General features: G+C 35.2%; 1 protein-coding gene. It reads left to right on the plus strand.

The window, feature by feature from the left end:
* A partial coding sequence (locus ACVCZW_RS19430) for a hypothetical protein (protein ID WP_452233238.1) occupies window positions 1-247 on the plus strand: 247 nt, incomplete at both ends.

Genomic DNA, 247 nt, shown 5'->3' on the forward strand with positions numbered 1-247 from the left:
TGCTTGTAATGTAGTAGATGAAACGATAGAATGTGATGGTGATAATAACCAAACTTTAGCAGATACTTGGAATGCTGATAATATAGCAGAACTTCAAGCTTGTGCGGATGATATTAATGTAACTATTACTTCTGATTATGCTTTCACTAACCTAGCTACAACTTGTGGTGCTGGTGGAACTATTCAAGTAACATATACGGCTACTGATGATTGTTTAAATACTTCTTCGGTTACTGCTACACTTACT

It is taken from the genome of Lacinutrix sp. MEBiC02595 (genome assembly GCF_053601555.1).